This window comes from Algibacter ulvanivorans (genome assembly GCF_048381495.1).
GTDB lineage: Bacteria > Bacteroidota > Bacteroidia > Flavobacteriales > Flavobacteriaceae > Algibacter_B > Algibacter_B ulvanivorans.
The window spans coordinates 1-280 of sequence record NZ_JBLWGD010000094.1; the positions used below are offsets into that span (position 1 = coordinate 1).

General features: G+C 30.0%; 1 protein-coding gene. It reads left to right on the top strand.

Features of this window, described 5'->3' with window-relative positions; genetic code table 11:
* Positions 1 to 10 precede the first annotated feature (10 nt).
* The coding region (locus tag ACNG5D_RS16100; RefSeq protein WP_418184544.1) for an Lrp/AsnC family transcriptional regulator at positions 11 to 280 on the top strand (270 nt) is incomplete at its 3' end.

Consider the following 280-nt stretch of genomic DNA (forward strand, 5'->3'; position numbering starts at 1 on the left):
TTTATTTAAAATGAGTCTTGATCAATTAAATTGGAAAATTCTAAAATGTTTGCAAAGCAACGCTAGACAATCTAATGCTGAAATAGGTAGACAAGTAGGCATTAGTTCTCCTGCTGTTTCAGAAAGAATTAAGAAAATGGAAGATCTTGGAATTATTCAAAATTACCATACAACGGTTTCCCCTTTTGAGGCAGGTTATCAATTAAAAGCTTTAATTACTATTAGGGCTTTTATGGGAATGTTAAAACCATTTCTTGAAAAAGTTAAAACTTTTGATGAA